Here is a 26,157-nt window from a genome sequence, read left to right on the forward strand (position 1 = left end):
AAAGATCTCCCAAAAATTCCGGTAACTATTGATAAATCACATATCTACCCGAAACTTCCGGTTAGTACCAGACTCTGCTTATGGCTTTTATTTGCTAAGGTTTAGCGTTAATTTGTTATTACCTTTTATCGCTATCTTTATCTTAATTATTGCTTGTGCACTCAGCGGATATCACTGCCGGGCAGCAGCAAGCTGTGAGATAGTTTGTCTGTATGAACTGAAAATGAGAAAACTATGCCGGTATTTCGCTCGTCACCGCTAATAAGTCAGTTAGAAGACAATATCTTTAGTGTGCTGGAGAAAATGGCAGCACAAACCGATGCTTCGCAGAGACCCGTCATTGACCTGTCATCCGGTAGTCCACGACAGCCGACACCGCCGGCGGTGGTCGCAGCCCTGCAGCTGGCCGCCGCCCGGCCAGATAATCACGATTATCCTTCCTTCTGGGGAAAAACAGAGTTACGCCAGGCCATTGCCCGTTATTGCGAGGCCAGTTACGGCTATTGTCCGGACCCGGAGAGTGAAATTGCAATTTTTCAGGGAGCACATATCGGCGTTTCAGGAATTCCCCGTGCTATCCTGAGTCCTGGCGAATACCTGATATCTACCGATCCCTGCTACCCCATCTACCGTTCTGCGGCCGCTCAGGCTCAGGCCAGATTTTATGGTATTCCTTTGCGGGGTGAAACAGAATGCCGGCTTGCTGATGCTGAACTACCCGCATAACCCCACCGGGGCCATTGCTACAGAACAGTTATTTGATGAAGCACTGGACTTTGTGCGGCAGCAGAATATTCCATTGTTGCATGATTTCGCCTATGCCTCAGTGGGCAGCCAGCCTCACCCTGCTCCACTGAGCCTGATGTCCCGTCCTGAGGGCGCAGAATGGGGCGTGGAAATTTATACCATGTCGAAAACCTTCCTGATGGCAGGCTGGCGGCTGGGATTTGCGGTCGGTAATGCCTCGGTAATTAGTGCCTTTAAAAAACTGCACACGCAGAGTTACAGCACGGTATTTGGAGCGATACAGGATGCAGCCGTCACTGCACTCTCACTGCCCCCGGAGGCCGTCAGCCAGTTTGCTGAAGTCTACCATCGTCGCCGTGAGCAGGTCATCCGCAGGCTGGATACCATGCGCTGGCCGGTCGCCCCTGACCAGGGAACGTTCTTTCTGTGGTTGCCGGTGCCGGCAGGCTACCAGAGCCAGCAATTTGCCGAATTTTTACTGCGCGAAGCTCAGGTTCTGGTGGCACCAGGCCAGGCATTTGGCCCGGCCGGAGAAGGCTTTATCCGACTGAGCCTCACCACCGATAACAGCGTACTCGATGAGGCACTGAAGAGAATGGCGGCGTTAAAACTATTCCATTGACCCTGTGCTGAATGGCAGGGTAATTTGCCATTCAGCCTGATTATCCTGCCATGACTTAATGTTCGTCGCTGAATTATTAATTAATCTGCTTCCCTGTACATAAAAATACTCTTTAATCGTCAGTAATTTACCGACAAATAATCCTTAACAAAAAAAAAAAAAAACATAAAAAATATAACTATTAGAATTTTCTTAAGGCGAAAAATATAACCTATGCCAGGCTTAATAGTGAAAAATCACATTAACCGAGGTGAATAATGAGTGATTCAGAAAACACAAAAACTAAAGTTGATTTTCTTCGTGATGTTATTTCACAGCTAAAAGAAATACGCCATTATGCACAGACCAATACCGAAACTTTATCGGCACACTGGCTGGCTTTTGATACCGGTGAATATGAAGATAAAGAACTGGCTGAACGGATTAATACCTTACTGAATCAGCAAGGGAAATTACTGGATGAGACAGAATCCGTGATTCAGGATCTGGAAATTTCGGTAAACCACAGCGAACAGGAAAGTTAATCGTGGTTATCAGGGCACTGGCGGTGCCCTGAAAGTATTCAGTCAAATTAAAGATCGTTTTTCACCACGACTTTATCCGCACCCGGTAAAGTATAAACATTCTCCTGATACCACTTCTCAGACAGTTTTGCCAGCGTACCGTCTTGTTTCAGCGAGGTGAGGATATTATCAATCTTGCTGATCAGAGCCGGGTCTTCCCCTTTCTTGTACAGTACAACGGTCGGGAACAATCCAACGCTGGCAGATGCTTTGATATTCAACGGCACTTTCTTAATAAGTGACAGATACCCGCCGATAGGATAGATAGCAGCATCATATTCCCCCGAATCTACCGAACGGAACATATCCAGGGCCGACTCTTCTCCGGAAGGGGTCAGCGTAATCGGGGTGGCCGCATGTGCCTTGTTGTACTGTTCAATCACCGTATAACGGGCATCATTGACATTAATTGGGTTCAGTTTTTTATGCTTAGTCGCAATATCGTCCAGAGAGTTAATACTGTTATCGTCTTTTCTGACGATTAGCCTTAAATCGCTGATCCCTGTAGGCTGATGCGAATAATCAAAGCTTTTCGCACGATCTTTGTTCAGATAAAAATGGTTTGCTGAAAGATCGTAAGCCCCGGTTTTCAGTCCGGTCAGAATTGCATCCTGAGACACCGTGCTGTAGCTAAATTTATATTCTGGCAATTTCTTCTGAATAATTTTTAACAGTTCGCCATCATAGCCGGAAATGGCTCCGTTCTCATCCACATAAGAGAATGGATAGTTATTGCTGTCCAGCGCGACATTGACCTGTTGCACGGCTGCCTGAGCAAGAGATGCAAACGATGATAATGCCAGCCCGGAAACTATCAGGGCACCTGCCAGTGATTTTTTAAATGACATGAGTATTCCTTTTAATATTATATCAGTGTTTTTTTAATAATAAGATCGATAGCTTTAGCAAATAACAACCCCAGCCCGACAAACAGGATATATACGATCAGGTAGGATTCGACATAATTAAATGTCTGGGCTGAAACAATATTTGATTTAGCCACCACATCAATCACTCCAATAGTAGAAGCTAATGCCGAGTCTTTAATCAAATCCATTACCACGTTACAGAATGCCGGGCTGTTGGCGACCATCATCTGCGGAAAAATAATTCGCCGGAAACTGCTGAACGGTGGCAGATTCACAGCCTTGGCGGCTTCCCACTGGCCGCTGTCCACGGAGCTCCAGGCAGAGCGAAAGAACTCCGAAAAATAACCGGAATAGACAAATACGAGTGAAGCAATAGCCGCAACATTCTGGGGGAGTTTCAGTTTCCAGGCCGATATTCCGTGAATACCCACCAGGTTAAATAACGCCACCAACAGATATGGCAGGGTGTAAAATACCATGTACATCAGAACAATGACCGGTATGGAACGGGTCAGTGACAGATATAGGAAAATCAGCTGCTGTAAGGCACGGTGTTTTACCTTCAGGCTAATCAGGCAGACCACCCCGCCGGCAATCAGCGAAAATAACAATGACAACACAATGATTTGCAGCGTTTCGCCTAATCCGCTAAGGATAAATGGCGTGGAGGTGAATAAAAATGTCTTATCCATGCTATTTACCCGTAATGATCTGGTATTTATTTTCCAGAATTTTTAGCACACCAGAGATGATCATACTGAGCAACCAGTAAATCAGCAGCGTGCTTATAAAAGACTGAATTTGCAGCATTCCATAACTGGCATTCGAAATTCGCTTCGCCAGACCGAATACATCATTAATCCCCACCAGATTCACGACTGAAGTCATTTTTACAATAGTGATCAAAAGGTTGGCAAAGCTTCCCACCGAAATCACACAGGCCTGCGGTAAAATGATTCTGAGGAACCCTGTCAGTGGCGGAATATTACTGGCAGCAATGGCTTCTGCCTGCCCGCTGTCAACCGACTGAATTCCCGAGCGGATAATTTCGGCAAAATAGGCTCCGGCAATCGCCGCAATCGCCCCGATGGCATACCAGATGTCACGGATAGCCGTGATATCGGCTCCGGCTTTCTGCAACAGGAATTTACCACCAAAATAAAACAGCAGGATCACGATGGGAATAGGTGAGGCTCTCATCACTCCGGTATACAGGCCATATAGCCAGCGTCCCGCCGCACCACTGGATCTTAGTGCCAGCAGTACCAGTCCGAGAACAGCACCCGTCAGCACTGAAAACAGGATGATTTCAAGCGTGGTTCCCATCCCGGACAATAACTTAATAAAAACGTCGCTGAAGGTGTTCATATTAGTAATGTGTGACTTTATCGACAAAATTGCGGGTACGTTCATTATTCGCCGCATGGAAAATCACTTGTGGCGTGTCAGATTCAATAATTTTCCCGCCTTCCATAAACACCACCTTGCCGGAGATTTTTTCGGCAAAAGAGAATTCATGGGTAGAGATAATCATGGTCTGACCCGCAGCAGCAATTTTGCGGATAAGCTGTAAAACGCCACCAATATTTTCAGGGTCCAGTGCCGATGTGGGTTCATCAAGCAGCAGAATTTCGGGTTGCAAAGCCAGCGCCCTGGCAATGCCTACACGCTGCTTCTGCCCCCCCGGATAAATTACGCGGATATTCGCCGGCTTTATCCGCCAGCCCCACTTCGGTTAAATATTTAACCGCAATATCTTTTGCCTGAGCCGCCGCTATTTTCTTACCGTAGATAATGCCTTCAGTCACGTTTTGCAAAGCTGTCAGATTATTAAACAGATTATAGTTTTGAAAAACCATACCCGTTTTCTTTCTGATATCACTTTCCTGTTTTTTGTTATAACGACCAAAATCAATCACCGTTCCTGAAATATCCAGGGTACCGCTGTCAGCCGGAGCTAATAAATTCAGGGTTCTCAGCAGCGTTGTTTTCCCGGAACCACTCGGACCAATCAGGGTAATTATTTCGCCCCGCGTTGCTTCCAGCGAGACCTGGCTGAGAATCTCTGCATGACCTATTTTTTTCGAAAGATTACGGGCAGAAAAAATCGATTCCTGCGACATTATTCGTCTCTCCAGCCAAGATCTTTCGCAACCACATCAATTAACAGCTCCAGTGAACGGTTACTCAGCCGATAATCAGGTTCGATAGTATGCGACTGGAAGGCGATATGGGTAGCACGCTCCAGCACACTGTCTTCTGCCAGCAAGCGCCCCACCTGCTGCGGGGTGCCATAATAAGCATCTTTGATGGTAGCAAATTCATTCAGCGCACAGTAATCCTGACTGGCCGGATCGGCATATTTCTCGTCGAACCTTTTGATAAATCCATCTAACCAGTGCTGGCCCTCGCTATGCTCATCGACCACCAGGACAGTGCGGGATACCATAATTCGGGGTTCCGTTCCTGCCGGTAATGCAGCCAGGTAACTGTCAATAATCCGGTGCTGAATAGCCAGTAACGAGGTCTCTCCTCCGGCCACCCTTGGCTGGGTGCGGGATAGCATCAGGCCGTACCCGGCGGCCCCTGCCTGAGCCGCCCCCTGCTCAGAAAACGTCGCCAGCCAGGTTTTCGGCTGCAGATTGTTTGGTGCCGGATAGAGTTGCTGTTTGTTACGCAGTATCTCCTGTAACCTTGCAAAGTTATCGCCAAAGATCTTGCGACGATTCGCGGCCTGTAAGCCGAAGCCTTTAAACGTGGCATCCGTTGCTCCGCTACCCAAACCCAGTTCCAGCCGCTGGTTATGCAGTAAATTCAGAACGGTAGCGTCTTCAATCACCCGCAGTGGGTTTTCAAATGACAGGGTAATCACTGCGGTACCGAGAGTGATGTTATTGGTGACCTGACCAGCCGCCGACAGCAGGACAAAGGGGGAAGGTAAGCCACCTTCTTCACGGTCAAAGTGGTGTTGTGCTATCCAGGCATTATCGTATCCCAGCTTTTCCGCGAGAATAATTTGATCTAATGCAATCTGGTAACGTTGCTGTGCGGAAGTATCATCCAGCAGACGGGTGAGAAAGCCTAACTGTTTTTTTTAGCTGACTAAAGACATAACCGTACCATAAATTATTTCATTATTAATTTTCCTTTTTTAAAAATATCAGCATTAAAAGTTAGCCGCAATCTGCCGCTATACAACCAATTTATCTATCGATATGCTTTTTTTAGCTTTAGAAAAATATTTAATTATTGCTGATTTATTTATCCCAAATTCTTTATTTACTCCGAAAGCCGATATGTATTCATTTTGTATTTATTTAAAATAAATTGTTAATTCAGGATAAAAACAAAGACCTCATTCCAGAGAAGTTGTAAAATCTGATGATTGAAAATTATACAGAAAATCACCGCAAGGATTGAGAAAGAAAAGTATATTGCGGGTTCTGCTGAACAATTATCGAACAGCCCCCGGTTAAGAAATTTTACTCAACACGACCATTTCTCCTCGCGACTTCCCGACGAGGTTTTATCTCAAGCCTGTTTTATATGCGCTCTGGTCAGAAGACAAAGACAATAACCCAGAATCTGCATCCTCCGGTCTGCTCAGTCACTGTCTGAGGAATCCTCCTGTCTGCCTTCTCCGGAAAGCCGGACTAAATGCACCATTAGCCAGAGTTGTTCATCTTCAGACAATTCAGTTTGCCTCTGAGTTTTCACATATTCACAGATTAATAAGGTACACCGGTACACATCAGGATACTGACGAGCCAGTTGCGAGGTTAAAGGATTTTTATTCAGGGAGCGGGATTGCTCTCCTTGCAGACGCTGTATAAAAAAACGTATATGGGTCAGAAATCGTGAATAATTTAAAGATTCGTAGTCAGGAGTGATCTGAAAATGATACTGAACAAGAGTGAAAATATCTTTCAGCATTTTAACTGACTGCATTGCCTTACCCACATCATCCCCGTCGCTTTGCCCGTTCACCAAATGGAAAGCAATATTACCGGCTTCCTCATCCGGAAGAGTGAGTCCGTACTGCAGGTTAATGGTATCCAGTGCCTGTCGGGCGGCCTGATACTGTGCCGGGTAAAAGCGCTGCACTTCATGCAATAAGCGGTTCTGTATCACAATGCCCTGCCGGTGACGTTCAACCGCAAAAGCCAGATGATCTGCCAGGGTGAATAATATCTGACTGCGAACTTTATTTTCCAGTTGCTGGTCGGCCACTGATAATACGTGCTCCGCCATTTGCAGAATATCCTCCGGCAAACTGGCAACCATCTGCAGATAATCCTTCCCGCGAACATTTTCCTGTACCACAAACCGCTTTTCAATTTTGTCATCGATAATGTCATCGCCTGGCCGACTGTTAAATCCCAGCCCTTTCCCCATGACGATCAGTTCACGGTTGTCGTCATCCCTGGTCAGAATAAGACTATTATTCAATACCTTTCCAACTTTCATAGCATCAACTTATTCCGTGGACATTCGGCCATTTCTGGCGATAACGCCACGATACCATGTAAAACTGCGCTTACGAATACGACGCAGAGATCGAAGTTCCTGCTCCCCTCTGTCGACATAGATGAATCCGTAGCGTTTGGCATAACCCTGATGTGTGCTGACTACATCAATGGCGGCCCACGGACAGTAGCCAAACAGCTTTACACCATCCGCGATGGCCAGTTTCATTTGCTCAATATGCTGCCGGTAAAAATCGATACGATAATCGTCATTAATACGGTCGCCGTCCTCCAGCACGTCTCTCGCACCCATACCGTTTTCGGTGATAATCACAGGCAAACCGTACCGCTCAAAGACTTTACGTAATGTCAGGCGTAACCCCACAGGATCTATCACCCAACCATAAGGCGTTTTACCGACAAACGGATTTTCTGCTGCCCGATAAACCCCGGGTTCTCCCAGCATAATCTGCTGGTCCCCGGCCCGTGCTGAAATATCACTGTTGTCTCCCTGACTGGCAGCGATAGTGGCCGTCGAATAATAGTTAATCGCCACAAAATCGGGTTTTGCCGCCGCTAAAATTTCCGGATCCTCTTCTGACATCTCCGGTGCAATTTCCCTGTCTACAAGATAAGACCAGCTGAGCGCGTTATAACGCCCAAGCACCGCAACATCCAGGAAACTCCAGCAACGTAATGTTTCCCAGTTATGGGCAGCAATGGCATCTTCTGGCCGACAGCTTTCCTGGTACATAGAAGTGGTATTGATTGCTGGCCCGATACTGGATTGTGGACACAACTGGTGACATAGCGCAAAGACCCGGGCCTGAGCCACCAGCATATGATGGCTTTGCTGATAGAGTGTTTTTTTGTCCGGCAATGATTTACCTGGCGGTAACCCGATAGCGCCGGGATGCAGGATCATCGTATTCTGTTCGTTGATGGTGAGCCAGTACTTCACTTTATGGCCGTATTCGCGAAACAATATTTCGGCGTAGTCAACAAATGCATCGATGGTTGAACGGTTCAGCCAGCCACCTTCATCTTCCAGGGCCTGCGGCAAATCAAAGTGGTACATAGTCACTATTGGCGTAATACCAGCCTCCAGTAAGGCATCAATTAAGCGATGATAGAAGGCAACTCCTTCAGGATTCAGCACATCCCGTCCAACAGGGAGGACGCGGGACCAGGCTATCGAGAAGCGGTAGGCTTTCAGGCCAAGCTCGGCGAATAAAGCAACATCCTCTTCCATACGATGATAATGATCACTGGCGACTGAAAAATCGGCGGTCCCTGGCGGGTGCAGTAACATATCCACAACCGACGGGCCTTTTCCTCCCCCGTTACCTTCAACCTGATAAGCAGCCGTTGATGCTCCCCAGAGAAAATCGTCCGGAAACTCTGTCGTTTTACGATATTGCATGATCTTTTCCCCTGCCAGTCAGCGTCATCAAAACCTCCCCGAACTCTACTGCTCCCGTTTCAAGGCAATCTTGCAGTGAATAGTCATCACTGTTCACCACAACGACCGGGGTGATTAAATCGTACCCGGCAGCTCTGATAGCTTCGGTATCAAAGCGGACCAACACATCCCCCCGACTCACCTCGTCGCCTGGCTGCAAATCAGAATCAAAATATTTTCCCTGCAGATTCACAGTATCAATACCGATATGAATCAGCAGTTCGAGGCCACTTTCATGCAGAATACCCACCGCATGCCGGGAAGGTAAAAACATCTGGATTTTACCGTTGAAAGGCGCACGGAGTATCCCCTCCTGCGGTTCAATGGCCACACCATTGCCTAACAGGCCTCCGGAAAACACATCATCATTCACCGCCGACAAAGGTTTAACTTCTCCCTGAAGTGGGCTGAATACACGCAGCTCATCATCCTCCGGAGTTTCAGAGGTTAAGGGCGCAACAGTGGCTGTTGTTTCAGGCACAGACAAGACGCTGTCTTCGAAACCCAATATCCAGGTCAGTATAAAAGTCACTACCAGCGCAATCAGACAGGTAATTAATGCATGGACAATGTTCATTGGATTGGCACCGATAAACGCTGGTAATGCCGCCAGTCCCGGAGAAACAAACGCATATCGTACCAGTCCACTCAGGCCGGCATAAATCCCGGCACAACCACCACCAATCATCGCAGCTATCAACGGTCTTTTTAGTCGAAGCGTGACCCCGTATAACGATGGCTCAGTAATTCCCATCAGGGCAGTAAATCCGGCAGAGGAAGCCAGCTGGCGTAACCCACTATTTTTGGTTTTCAGTGCCACACAGAGAGTTGCCGCACCTTGTGCGATATTTGACGCCAGCATTCCCGGACCATTGATCATCTCAAAACCATTTTTACTCAACTGACCTGTCGCTATTGGCGTCATTGCCCATGCTGTTCCGGTAATGACAAGGAACGGTTGTAGTCCCCCCATCAGCATCGGAATTAACCAGCGGGCATGCTGGTCAATAACCGCCGCGGCAGACGCGACCATATCATTCAGAAAGATGCCTAAGGGTCCTACCACCACCAAAGCCAGCGGAGCAGAAAAAATAAGAACAATCATAGGTTTAATGAAAAACTTAATGATTGAAGGGGAATATTTTTCAGCAAAACGTTCTATCCATGACATTAGCCAGACAGTCAAAATGATGGGCAAAACCGACCCGGAATAATCAGCCAGCAAGACTTTGATCCCCAGGAAATCCACGGGTTTGCCTGATGCCATCATCTGTGCAATGCCGGGATGTAATAATACACCGGCCACGGTCATGGCCAGAATCGGGCTACATTCAAATTTGACAGAGGCACCGTAGGCCAGTAACACCGGCAGAAAGAAGAAAGCTGCATCCGCAATAATATTCAGTAACTGGTAGCTACTGCTGTCAGAAGATAAGACTCCCGTGAGAGTCAGAATGACCAGTAATGCTTTTATCATCCCAGCCCCGGTGATAGCAGGGATCACCGGGGTGAACGTGGTAGAGATTACACTGATGATCCGGCTCATTATATTCTGATGTGGGCTATCCTTAACCTCATCTTCACTCTGCGTGGCATCCGGCTGGCTGGCATTACGTTTTTTCTGAATGGCCGAGAATACCCTCTGAACATCATTCCCAATAACAATCTGAAACTGCCCTCCTTTATCGACAACACTAATCACGCCTGGTAACTGTTCGATAGCTGGCGGGTTAACCCGGTTGCGCTGATTAAACTCCATCCGCAGTCGCGTGGCACAATGGGTCAGCGTACGAATATTGGTCTCACCACCAACCTCCCTGATTATCCCTTCCGATAATTCATTGTTATTCATTGTTTTTCTCACATTTAAGCAAAAAAAAAGACCAAAACAGCAATGCTCCCTAAAACGGGAAACATGTCTATTTTGGTCTTGCCTGCGAATGCAGTAACACGCCGCAATAAGATTAATTTCTGAGCTGAGTATTCTTTAGCCTTCACCGACTGGCAATTCACAGAAATTAAAAACGTGATCTAAGTCACATAGCATAACGTTATAGATTCACAGCAAAAATCCGACTAAAGCAAAGGCCAGAGAGGTTGCCTTAACATTTCCCGCAACAAAAACTCTTCCTATACTATACTCCCATATAGTATATTGACTGCGTCACCCGACTGAGAAACTGACCTATGCCGTCTACTCCTGAAGCAAAAAAGAAGACTCTGACCCGTGTCAGACGCATCCGGGGGCAAATTGATGCTCTGGAACGTGCGCTGGATGAAGGTGCAGAATGCCGGGCCATACTGCAGCAGATTGCGGCGGTGCGCGGTGCAGTTAATGGCCTGATGGCCGAAGTGCTGGAGAGTCATATCAGAGAAACGTTTGACGGTTCTGATACAGACAGCCAGCAACTCAATACCTCGGTAAACGATACTATCGATCTGGTTCGCGCTTATCTGAAATAGCGACCCTTTACCATGAATTAAGGATACCCATTATGAAATCACGTGCTGCGGTCGCTTTCGGCCCCGGAAAACCGCTGGAAATTGTTGAAATTGATGTTGCTCCGCCTAAAAAAGGGGAAGTGCTGATCAAAATTACCCACAGTGGTGTCTGCCATACCGATGCGTTTACTCTGTCCGGCAGTGATCCGGAAGGATTGTTCCCGGTTGTTCTGGGACACGAAGGCGCCGGTGTGGTCGTTGAACTGGGAGAAGGTGTGACCAGTGTCAGCGTCGGCGACCATGTTATTCCGTTGTATACCGCTGAATGTGGTGAATGCGATTTCTGTAAGTCAGGTAAAACTAACCTCTGTGTTGCCGTGCGTGAAACCCAGGGGAAAGGAGTGATGCCAGACGGAACCTCACGTTTTTCTTACAATGGTCAGCCGCTGTACCACTATATGGGTTGTTCAACATTCAGTGAATACACCGTAGTGGCAGAAGTGTCACTGGCAAAAATTAACCCTGAAGCCAACCATGAACATGTCTGCCTGCTGGGCTGCGGTGTCACCACCGGTATCGGTGCGGTGCATAACACGGCTAAAGTTCAGGAAGGCGATTCCGTGGCGATTTTCGGCCTTGGCGGAATTGGTCTGGCTGCCGTTCAGGGGGCCCGTCAGGCAAAAGCCGGCCGTATTTTTGCCATTGATACCAACCCGGAAAAATTTGCGCTGGCCAAACAGTTTGGTGCCACCGACTTTATCAATCCCAATGACTACGATAAGCCGATTCAGCAGGTGATTGTCGAAATGACCAAATGGGGTGTTGACCATACCTTTGAATGTATCGGTAATGTCAATGTTATGCGCGCCGCACTGGAAAGCGCACACCGTGGCTGGGGGCAATCGGTGATTATCGGTGTTGCCGGTGCCGGTCAGGAAATTTCAACCCGTCCGTTCCAGCTGGTGACAGGGCGTGTCTGGAAAGGGACTGCATTTGGGGGCGTCAAAGGCCGTTCACAGCTGCCAGGTATGGTAGAAGATTCAATGAAAGGAAAAATTGAGCTGGCTCCGTTTGTGACTCACACCATGGGTCTGGATAAAATTAATGATGCCTTTGACCTGATGCACGAAGGTAAATCCATCCGTACGGTGATTAATTTCTGATGCGTTCCCCCTCCGCGGAGGGGGATTTCTGGTTTATCCGCATTTTTCCTGCTCCCCCTCCTGTCCCTCTGCACTCTGCTGATGCATTCCCTTGTTGATTGCGTACTGACGGTGCGATCGCCGATCCCTGTTTGCCCACACAATAATCAACCCACTGATTTATAATCAATAAAATAAAAAACGATCCTGGCATGATTCATGCTTATTTAATTTCATTCAAGTAACTTGAATTTAAATCAATAACTGGACAGAGCCACCGGAGAGTAAAAACATGCGATTTCCACGACTGAGACTGACGACTGCCGCTGTTGTTTCATGTGCCTTACTGGCGGCATCTGCCGCGGCACATGCCGAAGATTTACTGGCAAGAATTAAACAAAATAAACAAATCACCATCGCCACTGAGGCGCGCTATGCACCCTTTGAATCGGTAGTCGATGGCAAGATCGTGGGTTTCGATGTCGATCTGATGAACTACATCCTGAAGCAACTGCCGGGTGTCAAAGTGAAACAACTGGATCTGCCTTTCCAGAGTATTTTGCCGGGTCTGGACGCGAAAAAGTTCGATTTTGTTGTGACTGCGGTGACAGTGAACAAGCAGCGGATGGATAATTTTGCCTTCTCTTCAGCCATTGCTGAATCCACGGTGGCATTGCTTAAACGCAATGATGACAGTTCTATCAAGTCCCCGGAGGACCTGAGTGGTAAAGTGGTGGGTTCACAGGCGGGATCCGGTCAGTTGCAGATTCTGCAGGACTACAACCAGCATCTGAAAAGCGAAGGTAAACCGGGCATAAAAGAAATCCGCCAGTATGTCAGTTTTGACGAAGCTTATGCGGATCTGGCGACCCACCGGCTGGACGGAGTCGCCCAGTCCCTGGCTAATCTTGGTCCGTTAATCAAAGCGCGGCCTGGCGTGTTCGCGACCCTGCCGGAAATGCTGGGACCGAAAACCTACTTCGGTTGGGTAGGACGTAAAGATGCTGACAGCCAGTCTCTGGTCACCTTCTTCAGCGACGGTATCGCCAGGGCAGAAAAAGACGGCACCATGACTCGTCTGCAACAGAAATGGTTTGGCTTTACCACCCAACTGCCGCAAGGCCCAATGCCGGTACCGAAAATCTAAGGCCGGCACTGATGACTGATTTTATTCAACGGCTGGTGATGTATATCCCGCAATTACGCCACGGCGCAATGGTCACGCTGACGTTGTGTGTGGCAGGAATGGCTATTGGCTTTGTGTTGGCGGTGCTGCTCTGCCAGCTCAGTCAGTCGCGGCATAAAGGGCTGCAGGCCTTCTGTGGCGTTTATTGCAGTTTCTTCCGCGGTACGCCCTTGCTGGCTCAATTGCTGTTGTGCTTCTACCTGCCTACCGCTCTGGGACTGGATATTCCCGGCAGTATAGCCGCCATTATTGTGCTGGCGATGAATACTTCAGCCTATCAGTCACAGATTCTGCGCAGCGGGTTTGATGCTATACCGAAGGGTCAGCTTGAAGCTGCCGCCATCTTTGGTATCAGCCGATTCAGAGTACTGTGCAAAATCCAACTGCCTCAGGTGTTACGCTTAACCCTTAGCGCCCTGGTGTCAGAATTAATCGATGTGATTAAAGTCTCGGCCGTGGTTTCCGTCGTCTCGGTCACAGACTTAATGCGCGTCGGCCAGCAACTGGTCTCTCAGACTTACCGGCCACTGGAGGTTTATCTGGTGACTGCAGTTTTCTATCTGCTGCTGACCAGTTTGCTGTCGACAGCCGCATCGCTGCTGGAAAAACGCTGGAAGGAGCGCTATCAGTGAATGCTTATCTCACCGATTTACCGCTGTTTGTCCACGCTTTGCTGGTGACCTTACAGATAAGCCTGGCGGCAGCATTGCTGGGCGGATTATTGGGATTTGGGCTGAATGCTCTGCGGCTTACCCTGCCCGGGTTCATACTGCCCTACCGCTTTTACATCTGGATTATCCGGGGTACGCCCTATCTGGCTCAGCTGTTTGTCGCCTATTTTGGTCTGGCGGTAATAGGTATCACCCTCAGTGCGGTACAGGCCACCATCCTGTCTCTGGCTTTATACAGTGCGGCATATTTTGCCGAGCTGTTCCGTACCGCATGGAATACCGTCCCGGCGGGCCACATCGAGGCCGCTCGTGTCCACGGTATCGCTGACCGGCGGATTTTCTGGCATATCCAGGCACCACAGGCGTTCAGTTTTTGCCTGCCATTGCTCGGCAACCAGGTCATTCTGACCATTAAAGAGAGCGCTGTCGCCTCGATTATTACCGTGCCTGAACTGACCATGACCGCAGGCCAGATTGTCAGTGACACCTTTTCTTATGTGGTGCCCTACACCCTGCTGGTACTGAGCTATTGGTTCCTGACGCAGAGTGTCACTGTTATTTTTCGTTTCGCCGCACAGCGAACCAACCGTTATCTCAAAGGATGATCGTATGACAACCCTTCCGCTTCTGGAGCTACGCTCCGTGGGTAAATCTTACGGCTCACATCGTGTGCTCAGTGATATCAGTCTGCAGGTGATGCCTGGTGAAATTGTTTCGCTGATAGGCCCTTCAGGGTCAGGAAAAACCACCGCCCTGCGCTGTATGAATTTTCTTGAGACCTATGATGAAGGTGAAGTGATTATTGCCGGCCAGTTACTCGGCTACAGCAGTACTCAACGCGGGGCGAAGTATCAGGACAGCCCTGCCGCTATTGCTGAAGTCCGCCGCCCGTTATCGATGGTCTTTCAGCAGTTCAATCTGTGGCCCCATATGACGGTGCTGGAGAATGTCATGGCTCCACTGGTACTGGGGAAGAATATTGAAAAACATGAGGCCCGGAATCTGGCGACGGCGGCTCTCGACAGAGTCGGAATGCGGCAGAAAATGTCCGCTTATCCGGCACGCTTATCTGGCGGCCAGCAACAGCGGGTTGGTATCGCACGGGCACTGGCAGTCGAGCCACAGCTGATGCTGCTGGATGAACCGACCTCTGCCCTCGACCCTGAACTGGTGGAAGAGGTATTGCAGGTCATTTCATCACTGGCCAGTGCCGGGATGACCATGGTGATGGTCACCCATGAGATGAGTTTTGCCGCCAAAATCTCCAGTCAGGTGGTATTTATGGAGGCGGGAAAAATTATCGAAACCGGTCCGCCTCAAAAATTGTTCCATGCCCCTGAGACAGAACGCTTACAAACGTTTCTGCGCCCCTGGTTTAACCGCAGTCTTAATTTTTCTGATAACAAGGAACTGGTGTCATGAGCAACTCCTGTGCCGGTAAACTGGCAATGGCGATTAACCAACAGCGCCTGGTGGACTCGCTGGAACAGTTGGCCCGCTTTGGCGCCACAGCTGATGGCGGGGTCAACCGCCAGGCACTGTCAGTACTGGACCTGCAGGCAAGGCGCTGGCTGATCGGGCAGGCCGAATCGTTGGGCTGTAGCGTGTTTACCGATGACAGTGCCAATCTGTTTTTTCGCCGCCCCGGGACCTCAGACTTGCCGCCGGTCGTCACCGGCAGCCATACCGACACCCAGCCGAGCGGCGGAAAGTACGATGGCTGTCTGGGAGTGATGGCCGGATTAGAGTGCATTGCCGCACTGAATGATGCCGGCATCACCACCTTACGCCCGGTAGAAGTTGCGGTCTGGATGAATGAAGAAGGCAGCCGTTTCTCTCCGGGGGCGATGGGATCCAGTGCGTTTGTCTATCCTGAACGTCTGTCACACTATCTGCAGGCCACCGATGCGGATCAGGTGACTTTGCAGCAAGCATTGACCGATCATCATCAGGCGTTCCCCGGGCTGCCACACCGTGCGCCAATACCGATGTCCGCTTTCCTGGAGCTGCACATTGAACAAGGCCCGGTGCTGGAAAAGGCAGGCATCAGCCTGGGGGCTGTCACCGGTATTCAGGGCGTGCGCTGGTACCAGGTCATTTGTGAAGGAAGTGCCGCACACGCAGGCACCACTCCCATGCACCTGCGTCGCGATGCCATGTCACTGGCGATGACTGCGACTGAACAGCTCCGTCAACTGGGTGATGCGCTGGCCGGCAGCGAATTACGGATCACCTTTGGCCGCTGGCAGGTCGAACCCAATGCTATCAATACTATTCCTGCCAGAGTGACCTTTAGCGTTGACTTTCGGCATGCAGACCCGACCGTACTGGAGGCTTTCGATCAGCAACTGAAAGAATGTTTGCCTGATTATTGTCAGGCGACTGCCGGCTTTATTCACCCACCGGTACAGTTCCCTGAGGCGATTGTCTCGACCGTAACCGCCGCCTGCCAGGCCCTGAACCAACCCTTTATTCCGCTGCGGTCCGGAGCATTTCACGATGCGATGTACCTGGCCGCCCATTGCCCGACCGGAATGATCTTTGTGCCGAGCCGGGACGGTATCAGCCACAACCCCGCAGAATTTACTGAGCCTGCGGATCTCACCGCCGGCACCCGGGTCCTTGCCTGGTGTCTGGCCGAACTTGCTAATCAATCTGAAACACCGGAGATTTTATGAACGACACCACTTACCCAGCCTGCTGCCATAAAGATAACGGCACCTCATTAGGCCATAACGCAACGCTGGAACAACCCATTTCGGCCGATGGCACCCCGGAAACCGGCAAAACCTATACTGTGCCAGCACGTTGTGGACGGGCAGTGAAACTGAAAAAAGGCCAGGTGATCACTATCACCAATACCCACGGGACTCAGGTCTGTGACACATGGATGTTTAATACAGAGGATATGAGCGAATTTCTGTCGATGGAACACGCCCGCGCGTTTATCGATAAAATCATTCCTAAGCCTGGCGATGCCCTGGTGACTAACCAGCGCCGGCCGATTGGTGAACTGATTGCCGACACCTCGCCAGGTATTCACGATACCCTGATGGCAGCCTGTGATTTGTATCGTTATACTAACCTCGGTGTTGAAGGCTACCACGACAGCTGTGCTGACAATATGCGGATGGCGTTAAACGCTATCGGCCTGCGTGCCAGAGAAGTTCCTCAACCCTTTAACTTATGGATGAATATCCCGGTAAAACCGGATTACACTGTTGACTGGTTGCCGCCGGTGTCAAAACCAGGCGATTATGTACAGATTCGTGCCACGATGGATTGTGTGGTAGTGATGTCCGCCTGCCCTCAGGACATTGTGCCAATCAATGACCTCAATCCGGTCGATGTGCATTTCGTGGTCAATGACTGATACTGCTGACGGCCTCATGATGAGGTCGTTTTTCATTCCAGAGAGTACTGATGGCTAATACTGAAAAAAAAACCACGCAGAATGCAGCTTCAGGGAATTCCGCCAGCCTGCCAGGGCTGGGAGGACGGCTGAAACATGCCCGACTGGTTGCAGAACTGACACTCAAACAAGTCGCAGTACAGGCTGGATGTTCTGAGAGTCTGATTTCCAAACTCGAACACGATGCTGCTTCACCGTCGCTGGCGATGCTTCACCGTCTGGCACGGGCACTGAATACCAATATTTCAGATCTGACTGCCGAAACCTGGGAACAGGAAGAACCCGTACAAACGGCATCAAAACGTTCCCGAACCCGGTTTGTCAAACGCAATAAAGGCGGAGGGATTGAGTTGGAACGGCTGACGCCTTCACGTAAGGGAATGTTATTACAGGGAAACATCCATATTATAGCGCCTGACACCCGCAGTGACGGGCTGATTGAACATCAGGGTGAAGAGATGGGCTATGTATTAACAGGGAGTATTGAACTGATTCTGGGTGACAAAAGCTATTCGCTGTCTGCCGGCGATTCATTCCACTTTCCCAGCCATATTCCTCACGGCTATCATAACCACGGGGATGAAGAGGCACAGGTACTATGGGTTAATACCCCCGTCACCTTCTGACATCGGGTAATCGGCCGGTTTGTCTGGTCTTCAGCTTGCCACAGCCGGATGTTTTCAGGTGACAGAATGACTGCGCACCTGAAACATTCAGATCATTTTACTGCAGCTATGCGGCCTGTAGTTTCATCTCCACGTAAGCGTTGACGCCACTCTCCTGTTATACGGGTGCTGATAGAAATCATTATTTCTATAACTTTAAACAGGTTACCTCCCCGGATAACCCGCTCACCCGTCTGTTGCCTGTTGTTTTATCGTCATCCCGTTACGCTAAGTCACGGTGCAAAAGCATTATTTTAGTGCACACATAAAACTCCATGAACCAAAAAACGACAAATCAGGAAATTATGAGTCTGTTGTTTCACTAAGGCAGTTTGTAAAAAATTTTCCTTAATTCGTCGTAGTTTAGCCAGCACGGGTCGATATCAGCCCCACAGTGGGCCAGGGATGGCCTGATTATTGCTTTGGATAGGAAACTTTAGTTTCCCCCCGGAGCGAACCCGATGAATAAAACCCATGAAACCGGGCTGTTATATGGCCTGAATGAGAAGATACCGACCGTCCCCGCGATTTTTACCGCTATTCAGCACATGCTGGCCAGTATCGTCGGTATTATCACCCCGCCTTTGATCATAGGTTCTACGCTGGGGCTGAATGCCTACATGCCCTATCTGATTAGCATGTCATTATTTGCCTCCGGTCTGGGGACCATCCTGCAGGCCGGACGTTTCTTTTCCATCGGGGCGGGGATGATTTGTCTGCAGGGCACCAGCTTTGCATTTCTGGGAGTGATTATTTCCGGCGGGATGATGATCAAAGGCCAGGGGGGAACTCCGGAGCAGATTCTGGCCATGATCTTTGGTTGCAACCTGGTGGCAGCGATTATCCCGCTGATCGTCAGCCGCTTTATCCATACCTTTTCACGGCTGCTGACCCCGCTGGTGACCGGCAGCGTGATTGTGCTGATCGGTATCAGTCTGATTAAAGTCAGCATCAGTGACTGGGGCGGCGGTTTCGGTGCAGCAGATTTCGGTTCTCCGCGTAACCTGGGGCTGGGCGCGCTGACTCTGATTGTAATTGTGCTGATGAACTGTAGCCGCTCCCCCTGGCTTAGACTATCCGGGATTGTGACCGGGATTGTCGTGGGTAGTGTGGCCGCCTGGCTGACCGGTTCTTTCCATCCGCAATTTTCCTCCGGCGGGCAGTTACTGACCGTGCCGGTCCCGTTCCGTTTCGGTGTGGCGTTTAACCTGAGTGTGTTTATTCCAATCGCCCTGGTCTCACTGATTTCGATAATCGAAGCCGTGGGCGACCTGACAGCCAACTGTATGCTGTCAAAACAGCCGGTTGAAGGCCCTGAATTTGAAAAACGTATCAAGGGTGGAATCCTCGGTGACGGTGTCAGTTGCATCCTGGCCGCCGCTTTCTCCTCTTTCCCGAATACCACATTTGCCCAGAACAACGGCGTGATTCAGATGACGCAGGTTGCCAGCCGTTACGCGGGCTTCTGGATTGGCGGCATCTTTGTGCTGCTCGGCCTGTTCCCGATGTTCAGCCATGTGCTGGAGCAGTTGCCACCTCCGGTGCTTGGCGGTGCCACACTGGTGATGTTTGGCAACGTCGTCGCCGCAGGGATTCGGATTATGACCCGCGAGACCATCGATAACCGCGGCATGCTGATTATTGCCATCTCGTTTGGTGTCGGTCTGGGAATTGAGGCCCAGCCGGATGTGATCAAAGAGCTACCGGCCTTTATCCGCACCCTGCTACAGAGCGCGGTCACCAGCGGCGGTATCCTTGCGATTCTGCTGAACCTGGTACTGCCACGCTCAAAGCATAAACCCGAAGTAAATACTCACACTCATAATGAAAGCAGCAGTTCAATTTCAGGAGAAACGCATGTCTGAACAGCACCCGGTTTCCGGCACCTCCGGGCGCAGGATTTGGATTAAACAGCCACTGGCCTGCTTTACTGCCAGCGACCAACAGGCCAGCGGTGGCCTGGTGATCACCGGAAATACTATCAGTGAAGTGCTGGCCGCTGGACAGCAGCCGTCGCAACCCTGTGATGAAGTGTTTGATGCCCGTGAACACGTGGTGCTCCCCGGGTTGGTAAACACTCACCATCATTTTTATCAGACCCTGACCCGGGCCTGGGGACCGGTGGTCAGTGAGCCGCTGTTTCCCTGGCTGCAACAGTTATATCCGGTCTGGGCAAAACTGACGCCAGAGGCACTGGCTCTGGCGACCGAAGTGGCGATGGCGGAGTTGTTACTCTCAGGTTGTACCACCACCAGCGACCACCACTATCTGTTCCCTCAGGGAATGGAAGATGCCATCGATATTGAAGCTGAAGTGGTCAGCCGCATGGGAATGCGGGCCATGCTGACCCGGGGTTCGATGAGCCTCGGCCAGGCCTCCGGTGGTCTGCCTCCGGAGCATACGGTTCAGACTGCGGAAGATATTCTGGCGGACAGTGAACGCCTGATTAAACGTTATCATCAGCGTGGTGACGGCGCACAGATTCAGATTGCCTTAGCGCCATGCTCTCCTTTTTCGGTCACCACTGATATCATGCGCGCCAGCGCAGAAATGGCTGAAGCTCTGGACGTCCGTTTACATACCCATCTGGCCGAAACGCTGGATGAAGAAGAGTTTTGTCTGAAACGCTTCGGTTTGCGTACCGTTGATTATCTGGATTCGGTGGGCTGGTTAAGTCACCGGACCTGGCTTGCTCACGGTATTCACTTCAATCAACAGGAAATTGAACGTCTGGGAGCTGCCGGCTGCGCGATATGCCATTGTCCGGTCTCTAATATGCGCCTCGCTTCCGGTATCTGCAGAACGCTGGAACTGGAACAGGCCGGTGCGGTGATAAGCCTGGGCGTTGATGGATCGGCCTCAAACGATGCCTCCAACATGATGTACGAAGCCCGCCAGACGCTGTATCTGCAGCGTTTACGTTACGGGGCCAGAGACATTACCCCGGAACTGATCCTGCGCTGGGCTACCCTCGGGGGGGCGAAAGCCCTGGGGCGCAGCGATATCGGACAGTTGTCGGTCGGTAAACAGGCAGATATTGCCCTGTACCGGCTGGATGATTTGCGCTTCAGCGGCAGTCATGATCCACTGGCAGCTTTACTGCTATGCGGTGCGGAACAGGCGGACCGGGTGATGATTGGCGGCACATGGCGGGTTACCGACGGCAGGATTGTCGGGCTGGATACCGAGGCATTGATTGCCCGTCACCGTCAGGCAGCAAAGCAACTGCTCATGGCATAACACTATAAAACAGCGGGGCGGCATTGACTGCCCCCGCATAAAAGTAATGTGGCAAATAAACGGGAATGACTGATGAAAAAAATAACTAATGATAGCAATACACCGCACCGTGCCGGCTGGCAAAAAGCGATAGGTGGCGGATTACTGGCCGCCTGTCTGTTACCGGTGATGGCACAGGCCGTCGCCGATGATGGTAACCCGCAAACTGCCAACGATTTCAGTGAAATTTTCACCAAAGGCAAGGTCAGTGGCAGTATCCGTTCTCTCTACTATTCCACACACAATGCCTATTTTGTCTCTCACTATAACCAGGACACCGTCAGCTACGGGGGTTTCCTGAAATATGAAACGGCGCCTTATGACGGTTTTAACATGGGTGTCAGTGGACTGTTTGTCCGTGGTATTGATCACGGCAGTGCGGACCAGACCGTTAGCGAACTGGGAGAAAACCAGACCAATATCGGTGAAGCCTGGTTACAGTGGAAAGGGGATGATTTCCGCATAACCGGCGGTAACCAGCAGCTGGATTTACCTTTCCTGGGTAACTATGACTGGCGTATCACCCCGATCATTTATCAGGCGGTGGATATGGAATATGGTCAGGGCGAAGACTTCCTGCGCGCGACTAAAGTTTTCCGCTACAAACCCTGGGGCTCCGATACTCAGGGCCGTTATACCGCCTATAACACGACCGATAAAACGGCAGGTATGTGGTCGCTGGGCGCCGGACATCACCTGGATGCCGGCAGCACTCATCTGAATGGCGTGGCCTGGTACGAAAGCTATCGCGACTACACCAATATTTTCTATACCGAAGGTCATGCCAGCTGGAATAACGTCGCCATGACCCCGGATTTCGGGGTGCAATATATTCGTGGTACCGGCAACGGTAAAGATCTGGCGGGTCCGGTGAACAGCCAGAGCATTGGCTGGCAGTTATCCCTGAACCTGACGCCACAATTGAACTGGAAGCTGGGTTATGATTACCTGTCGAATAATGCTAACAGCTATCAGTACGCGCTGGTCACCCCGTACGCACATAACGCCTCATCAGGCCCTTACTTTGCACAACCGTTCTTTACCAGTACCCAGGATCTGGGAAATGGCAACGCCTGGTCGACCAGCCTGAACTATAACTACAATCAGAATCTGACCGTCGGTACCCGTTATACCTGGATGGATCTGACCCCGCCGGCCGCTTCCGGTAGCCTGCGTCAGTCAGAATATCTGGTCTACGGTGTCTGGAACTTTGACGGCGTGCTGAAGGGGCTGAGCCTGAATGATTTCCTCGGGGTGCAGACTTCCCCACTGTACAAGAAAGATTTCTGGCAGAACCGCGTCACTCTGCAATACGATTTCTGATGTATTTACGGCGGGTGCCTGCACCCGTTGTTTTTCCTGCTCTCTTCGAAAATCTCTGATTTCGCCGCCGTCAGCCATTCCCCTTTAGCCACCTTCCGGAAAAGCAATGGCGAAATTAATTTTAAATAAAATAACAACGGACTTAACAACCAGACAAAAAAAAGATTACACTAGCGCTATTATTAACGGGGACCTAATGGAATTGTCATTTGTCATTTCTTATCCGGTTATCGCACACTAAACTTCCTGCAGTTATTGCCATCCTGGCAATACTGATGTTGTTTATTGCCCCGGAAATATCCCGTTCATTACAAAACTCCTCCGCCACACCCACTGCCAGTATCTCTGCTTCTTCTGAGGTGGCAATGCCGGGCATGTCTGTGACCTCGCATATGGTCATGGAGAAACATGCCGCACCCCACTCTGCTCCGGCTGTTGACCCAATGTCGGGAATGGATGATATTGCCTGTGGATACTGCGTGATGCTGCTGCATATGCCGGTACTGCTGGCAATGATGGTCTTCCTGTGCTGGTTCAGTTTACTGTTGCGTCGCGCCCCACCCGCCAGGCGACATTACGCCCTGCCGGTTCGTTTATTCACCGGCGATCTTCAACCCCGGGGTCCTCCCCTCTGCTGCTGAATTTCCTGTTCTGTCTCTGAGGATGAACGGCAGATTATTTTGCTGTAGGTAAATAATATGTGCATTCGCTCAGGAATAATTACGTCTTAAATAAAAGACGGTTATTTCCGTGATTATTCCTCATCATCAGGATCGGACATTTATCTATTTTCAGAATAACTATTCACTGTTGTCATTATGGCCACAGGTCTGGTTTTCAGTCTTCGGGAATAAATTATTCATTGCCATCAGGCGCGTCCCCCGAAATATATTGTTAATTTACGCAGGTCAGTCAATGACCGGCGACTCACAAGGAATGATTATGTCTTTTTCAGCAAAAAATATCGTTGCAGCGTTATCTTTACTGGGCTGTGCGTTACTCAGTCAGCAGGCGCTGGCACATGCTCATCTGACCTCTGCCGAGCCGGCACAACAGAGTGAAGTTTCGGTCTCACCTGACCATTTAACACTGCATTTTTCTGAAGATTTAGAAGCGGCCTTTACCGGCATCACTCTGTCACAGGCCGATGGCAGGCAGGTGGCGACCGGTAAAGCCAGCGTGGAAGATAACGCGAAAAGTACCCTGATTGTGCCGGTGACTCAGCCGCTGAGCCATGGGAAATATCAGGTTGACTGGCATGCACTGTCTGTCGACGGGCATAAAACCAAAGGCAGTTATACTTTCACTGTGAAGTAAGCCCTGTGATGCCGGTATCAGAGGATACCGGCAGTCTCATCGGGGAGGCTCGACAGATAACATGGCTTCATCTTCATGGCTACGCCGCCGAAAATCACTGGGGCTGACCCCTACCCGTTTACGAAAAACCCTGGAAAAATAGAGCTGATCGTCATATCCCACTTCTCTGGCCACCGTGGCCACCGGTTCCAGGGTCGACTGTAGTAATAACCGGGCACGGATAATCCGTTGATCTTCACGCCAGCGCAGCAGGTTGACTCCCAGTTGTTCGCGGAACAGATGAGCCAGCCGTGACGGCGATAAACAAACATGCCGGGCAATATCCTCAATTTTCAGATCACTGGCCAGACGCAGTGTCATAAACTGACAGGCTTCCACAATTCGGGCATCACGAACCTGTTGCTGGTGTCTGGGGTCTTCCTCTGCCGCCCTCAGCAACAGATTTTCCAGCAGATTCATCGACATTTCTTCGGCAAAGGGCCTTCCTGAATTGTGCACCTGCTCAATATTAATAAACATCTGACTGAACTCAGCCTGCAAACTCTCCGGTAACCGTAATCTTCCTACGCCGGATTGCAGGGTGGACCACTGTAACCAGTTACTCCAGAAGGCTCTGGGACGGAAATAGACCCAACGATGAAACCAGTTATCACTGTCCGGCGCCCGGCCATAGTAATGCGCCATTTGCGGCTGAAACAGCAACATATCTCCGGGCTCACAGTCAAAACCGGCTTCGCCTTCAAAAACCCGTCCCTTTCCACTAATGGTGAGATTAAGAATATACCCTTTCATCCCTTCCGGGCGGTCAATAAAGAAATCCAGAGCTCCCCCGGCGGTGATTGGCGTCAACCCCGCCACCAGCCAGGCATTAAAATGATAGCCCGGCAGTAACGGATCTTTCTGTAATTTGCCGGATGACGAATGCAACATCATAAATTCTCCCCGGAACTCAAAGAAGCAAACTCACCAGGCGCATGGTGAATCACAACGCTTTCAGACTTAGCTTTTTTGTTTATAGCGGTCAAAAATAACCGCTGCCAGCAAAATAGCACCCCGTACGACATACTGTGAAAACGGTGAAATATTCAGCAGATTCATGGCATTTTCCACGGTGCCTAATATTAATACCCCGGCTACGACATAAGAAATGCGGCCTACCCCACCTTTTAGCGAAACGCCTCCTAACACACAGGCAGAAATCACTACCAACTCATAGCCCAGCGATGTCATCGGCTGGCCGCTCGTCATGCGGGAGGCCAGAATGATTCCCGCTGCGGCCGATACCAGCCCGGAAAGGATGAAAATAATAATCCGGGTGCGGACGACAGGCACCCCGGCCAGTCTGGCGGCTTCCTCATTACCACCAATCGCCAAAGTATTTCTGCCAAAAATGGTTTTATTTAGCAGGAATCCAAACACGACCATCGTTAAAATCGTCAGCCAGATGGGTGCCGGCACCCCGAGCCAGTTGGCATATCCCAGGCTGAAAAACGAATCATCATCAATGCCCACCGCTTTACCGTCCGAGATGATATAAGCCAGGCCGCGGACAATCTGCATTGTCGCCAGCGTCGTAATCAGGGCATTAATTTTAAGCCGCGCAATCACAAATCCATTGACCAATCCGGTCAGACAACCCAGTAATAAACCGGCCCCCACGCCAATCCACATATTTTCGGTCAGGTTCATCACTACCGCGGTCACCACTCCGGCACAGGCAATCACCGAAGCGACAGACAGATCAAAATCACCGGAAGCCAGGCAAAACAGCATTCCGCAGGCCACCATCCCGGACATCGACATAGCCAGTCCCAGGCCTTTCATATTGATAAACGTGGCAAAGTTAGGCACGAAAATGGCACAGACGATAAACAGCAATGCAAATACCACCAGCATGCCAAAATTGTTCCACAGCCGGTTAAGGCGTTGCCCGGAAGACACTGCCAGCGGTGCGGTGGCAGAAGGGGTTGAAGTTGAATTAGTCATAGTTA

General features: G+C 50.2%; 26 protein-coding genes and 1 pseudogene. 16 read left to right on the forward strand and 11 right to left on the reverse strand.

Annotated features, from left to right (window positions below):
- Positions 1-234 precede the first annotated feature (234 nt).
- Positions 235-1,369, forward strand: a pseudogene (locus tag HA49_RS15900) (aminotransferase class I/II-fold pyridoxal phosphate-dependent enzyme).
- 257 nt (positions 1,370-1,626) lie between these two features.
- Complete coding sequence (locus HA49_RS15905; protein WP_038023658.1) at positions 1,627-1,893, forward strand: hypothetical protein; 267 nt, start codon at positions 1,627-1,629, stop codon at positions 1,891-1,893.
- Between the two features lie 47 nt (positions 1,894-1,940).
- Here the strand turns inward: HA49_RS15905 and HA49_RS15910 are convergent, their stop codons facing one another.
- From HA49_RS15910 to HA49_RS15945, 9 genes are all read right to left on the reverse strand, one after another.
- On the reverse strand, positions 1,941-2,780 hold the full coding sequence (locus tag HA49_RS15910; protein WP_038023660.1) for a transporter substrate-binding domain-containing protein: 840 nt from the start codon (positions 2,778-2,780) through the stop codon (positions 1,941-1,943).
- A 17-nt stretch (positions 2,781-2,797) separates the two neighbouring features.
- Complete coding sequence (locus HA49_RS15915) at positions 2,798-3,493, reverse strand: amino acid ABC transporter permease (RefSeq protein WP_052752532.1); 696 nt, start codon at positions 3,491-3,493, stop codon at positions 2,798-2,800.
- 1 nt (position 3,494) lies between these two features.
- Positions 3,495-4,214: an ABC transporter permease subunit gene (locus HA49_RS15920; protein WP_169748782.1), complete on the reverse strand. Its 720-nt coding sequence runs from the start codon at positions 4,212-4,214 to the stop codon at positions 3,495-3,497.
- Positions 4,171-4,443 (reverse strand): ATP-binding cassette domain-containing protein, encoded by a 273-nt coding sequence (locus HA49_RS21875; RefSeq protein ID WP_245610222.1) that lies wholly within the window; start codon positions 4,441-4,443, stop codon positions 4,171-4,173. Before HA49_RS21875 ends, HA49_RS15920 begins: the two co-directional genes overlap by 44 nt.
- Positions 4,418-4,924: an ATP-binding cassette domain-containing protein gene (locus tag HA49_RS15925; protein WP_245610223.1), complete on the reverse strand. Its 507-nt coding sequence runs from the start codon at positions 4,922-4,924 to the stop codon at positions 4,418-4,420. Before HA49_RS15925 ends, HA49_RS21875 begins: the two co-directional genes overlap by 26 nt.
- Positions 4,924-5,868: an LLM class flavin-dependent oxidoreductase gene (locus HA49_RS15930; RefSeq protein ID WP_038023665.1), complete on the reverse strand. Its 945-nt coding sequence runs from the start codon at positions 5,866-5,868 to the stop codon at positions 4,924-4,926. Before HA49_RS15930 ends, HA49_RS15925 begins: the two co-directional genes overlap by 1 nt.
- Before the next feature lie 536 nt (positions 5,869-6,404).
- Positions 6,405-7,268 carry a PRD domain-containing protein gene (locus HA49_RS15935; protein ID WP_038023668.1) on the reverse strand — a complete coding sequence of 288 codons (864 nt, stop codon included), beginning with the start codon at positions 7,266-7,268 and terminating at the stop codon, positions 6,405-6,407.
- 9 nt (positions 7,269-7,277) lie between these two features.
- Positions 7,278-8,690 carry a glycoside hydrolase family 1 protein gene (locus HA49_RS15940; RefSeq protein ID WP_038023669.1) on the reverse strand — a complete coding sequence of 471 codons (1,413 nt, stop codon included), beginning with the start codon at positions 8,688-8,690 and terminating at the stop codon, positions 7,278-7,280.
- Complete coding sequence (locus HA49_RS15945) at positions 8,677-10,581, reverse strand: beta-glucoside-specific PTS transporter subunit IIABC (RefSeq protein ID WP_038023671.1); 1,905 nt, start codon at positions 10,579-10,581, stop codon at positions 8,677-8,679. The genes HA49_RS15940 and HA49_RS15945 overlap by 14 nt, the downstream gene beginning before the upstream one ends.
- Before the next feature lie 335 nt (positions 10,582-10,916).
- Between HA49_RS15945 and frmR the strand changes: the two genes are divergently transcribed.
- The 14 genes from frmR to copC all read left to right on the forward strand — a co-directional run bounded on the left by frmR (position 10,917) and on the right by copC (position 24,166).
- Positions 10,917-11,192 carry a formaldehyde-responsive transcriptional repressor FrmR gene (gene frmR / locus HA49_RS15950; RefSeq protein WP_038023675.1) on the forward strand — a complete coding sequence of 92 codons (276 nt, stop codon included), beginning with the start codon at positions 10,917-10,919 and terminating at the stop codon, positions 11,190-11,192.
- Between the two features lie 32 nt (positions 11,193-11,224).
- Positions 11,225-12,334 carry an S-(hydroxymethyl)glutathione dehydrogenase/class III alcohol dehydrogenase gene (locus tag HA49_RS15955; protein WP_038023677.1) on the forward strand — a complete coding sequence of 370 codons (1,110 nt, stop codon included), beginning with the start codon at positions 11,225-11,227 and terminating at the stop codon, positions 12,332-12,334.
- Between the two features lie 271 nt (positions 12,335-12,605).
- Positions 12,606-13,460: a transporter substrate-binding domain-containing protein gene (locus HA49_RS15960; RefSeq protein ID WP_038023679.1), complete on the forward strand. Its 855-nt coding sequence runs from the start codon at positions 12,606-12,608 to the stop codon at positions 13,458-13,460.
- Positions 13,461-13,471: 11 nt separating this feature from the next.
- The gene (locus HA49_RS15965) at positions 13,472-14,131 is read left to right on the forward strand and encodes an amino acid ABC transporter permease (RefSeq protein WP_038023681.1); all 660 of its coding nucleotides are present in this window, start codon (positions 13,472-13,474) and stop codon (positions 14,129-14,131) included.
- A complete protein-coding gene (locus HA49_RS15970) occupies positions 14,128-14,775 on the forward strand; it encodes an amino acid ABC transporter permease (protein WP_038023682.1) in 648 nt (215 codons plus the stop codon). The genes HA49_RS15965 and HA49_RS15970 overlap by 4 nt, the downstream gene beginning before the upstream one ends.
- 4 nt (positions 14,776-14,779) lie before the next feature.
- Complete coding sequence (locus HA49_RS15975; protein WP_038023685.1) at positions 14,780-15,592, forward strand: amino acid ABC transporter ATP-binding protein; 813 nt, start codon at positions 14,780-14,782, stop codon at positions 15,590-15,592.
- On the forward strand, positions 15,589-16,848 hold the full coding sequence (locus HA49_RS15980) for a M20 family metallo-hydrolase (protein ID WP_038023687.1): 1,260 nt from the start codon (positions 15,589-15,591) through the stop codon (positions 16,846-16,848). Before HA49_RS15975 ends, HA49_RS15980 begins: the two co-directional genes overlap by 4 nt.
- Complete coding sequence (locus HA49_RS15985) at positions 16,845-17,543, forward strand: DUF1989 domain-containing protein (protein WP_038023689.1); 699 nt, start codon at positions 16,845-16,847, stop codon at positions 17,541-17,543. The genes HA49_RS15980 and HA49_RS15985 overlap by 4 nt, the downstream gene beginning before the upstream one ends.
- Positions 17,544-17,593: 50 nt before the next feature.
- Positions 17,594-18,208 (forward strand): cupin domain-containing protein, encoded by a 615-nt coding sequence (locus tag HA49_RS15990; protein ID WP_084706444.1) that lies wholly within the window; start codon positions 17,594-17,596, stop codon positions 18,206-18,208.
- A gap of 500 nt (positions 18,209-18,708) precedes the next feature.
- Entirely contained in the window at positions 18,709-20,112 is a 1,404-nt protein-coding gene (locus HA49_RS15995; protein WP_038023690.1) for a uracil-xanthine permease family protein, read from the forward strand.
- Positions 20,105-21,487, forward strand: a complete 1,383-nt coding sequence (locus HA49_RS16000; protein WP_046791877.1) for an 8-oxoguanine deaminase — start codon at positions 20,105-20,107, stop codon at positions 21,485-21,487. The genes HA49_RS15995 and HA49_RS16000 overlap by 8 nt, the downstream gene beginning before the upstream one ends.
- Positions 21,488-21,559: 72 nt before the next feature.
- Positions 21,560-22,849, forward strand: coding sequence for a TonB-dependent receptor (locus HA49_RS16005; RefSeq protein WP_245610224.1), 1,290 nt, complete (start codon positions 21,560-21,562; stop codon positions 22,847-22,849).
- A gap of 209 nt (positions 22,850-23,058) precedes the next feature.
- On the forward strand, positions 23,059-23,490 hold the full coding sequence (locus HA49_RS21020; RefSeq protein WP_156994681.1) for a DUF2946 domain-containing protein: 432 nt from the start codon (positions 23,059-23,061) through the stop codon (positions 23,488-23,490).
- Positions 23,491-23,791: 301 nt separating this feature from the next.
- Positions 23,792-24,166 (forward strand): copper homeostasis periplasmic binding protein CopC, encoded by a 375-nt coding sequence (gene copC / locus HA49_RS16015; RefSeq protein ID WP_038023920.1) that lies wholly within the window; start codon positions 23,792-23,794, stop codon positions 24,164-24,166.
- A 36-nt stretch (positions 24,167-24,202) separates the two neighbouring features.
- Here the strand turns inward: copC and araC are convergent, their stop codons facing one another.
- On the reverse strand, positions 24,203-25,096 hold the full coding sequence (araC, locus tag HA49_RS16020; protein ID WP_038023923.1) for an arabinose operon transcriptional regulator AraC: 894 nt from the start codon (positions 25,094-25,096) through the stop codon (positions 24,203-24,205).
- A gap of 69 nt (positions 25,097-25,165) precedes the next feature.
- Positions 25,166-26,152, reverse strand: coding sequence for an L-arabinose ABC transporter permease AraH (gene araH, locus HA49_RS16025; protein ID WP_038023692.1), 987 nt, complete (start codon positions 26,150-26,152; stop codon positions 25,166-25,168).
- Positions 26,153-26,157 lie beyond the last annotated feature (5 nt).

This window comes from Tatumella morbirosei, assembly GCF_000757425.2.
GTDB classification, from domain to species: domain Bacteria; phylum Pseudomonadota; class Gammaproteobacteria; order Enterobacterales; family Enterobacteriaceae; genus Tatumella; species Tatumella morbirosei.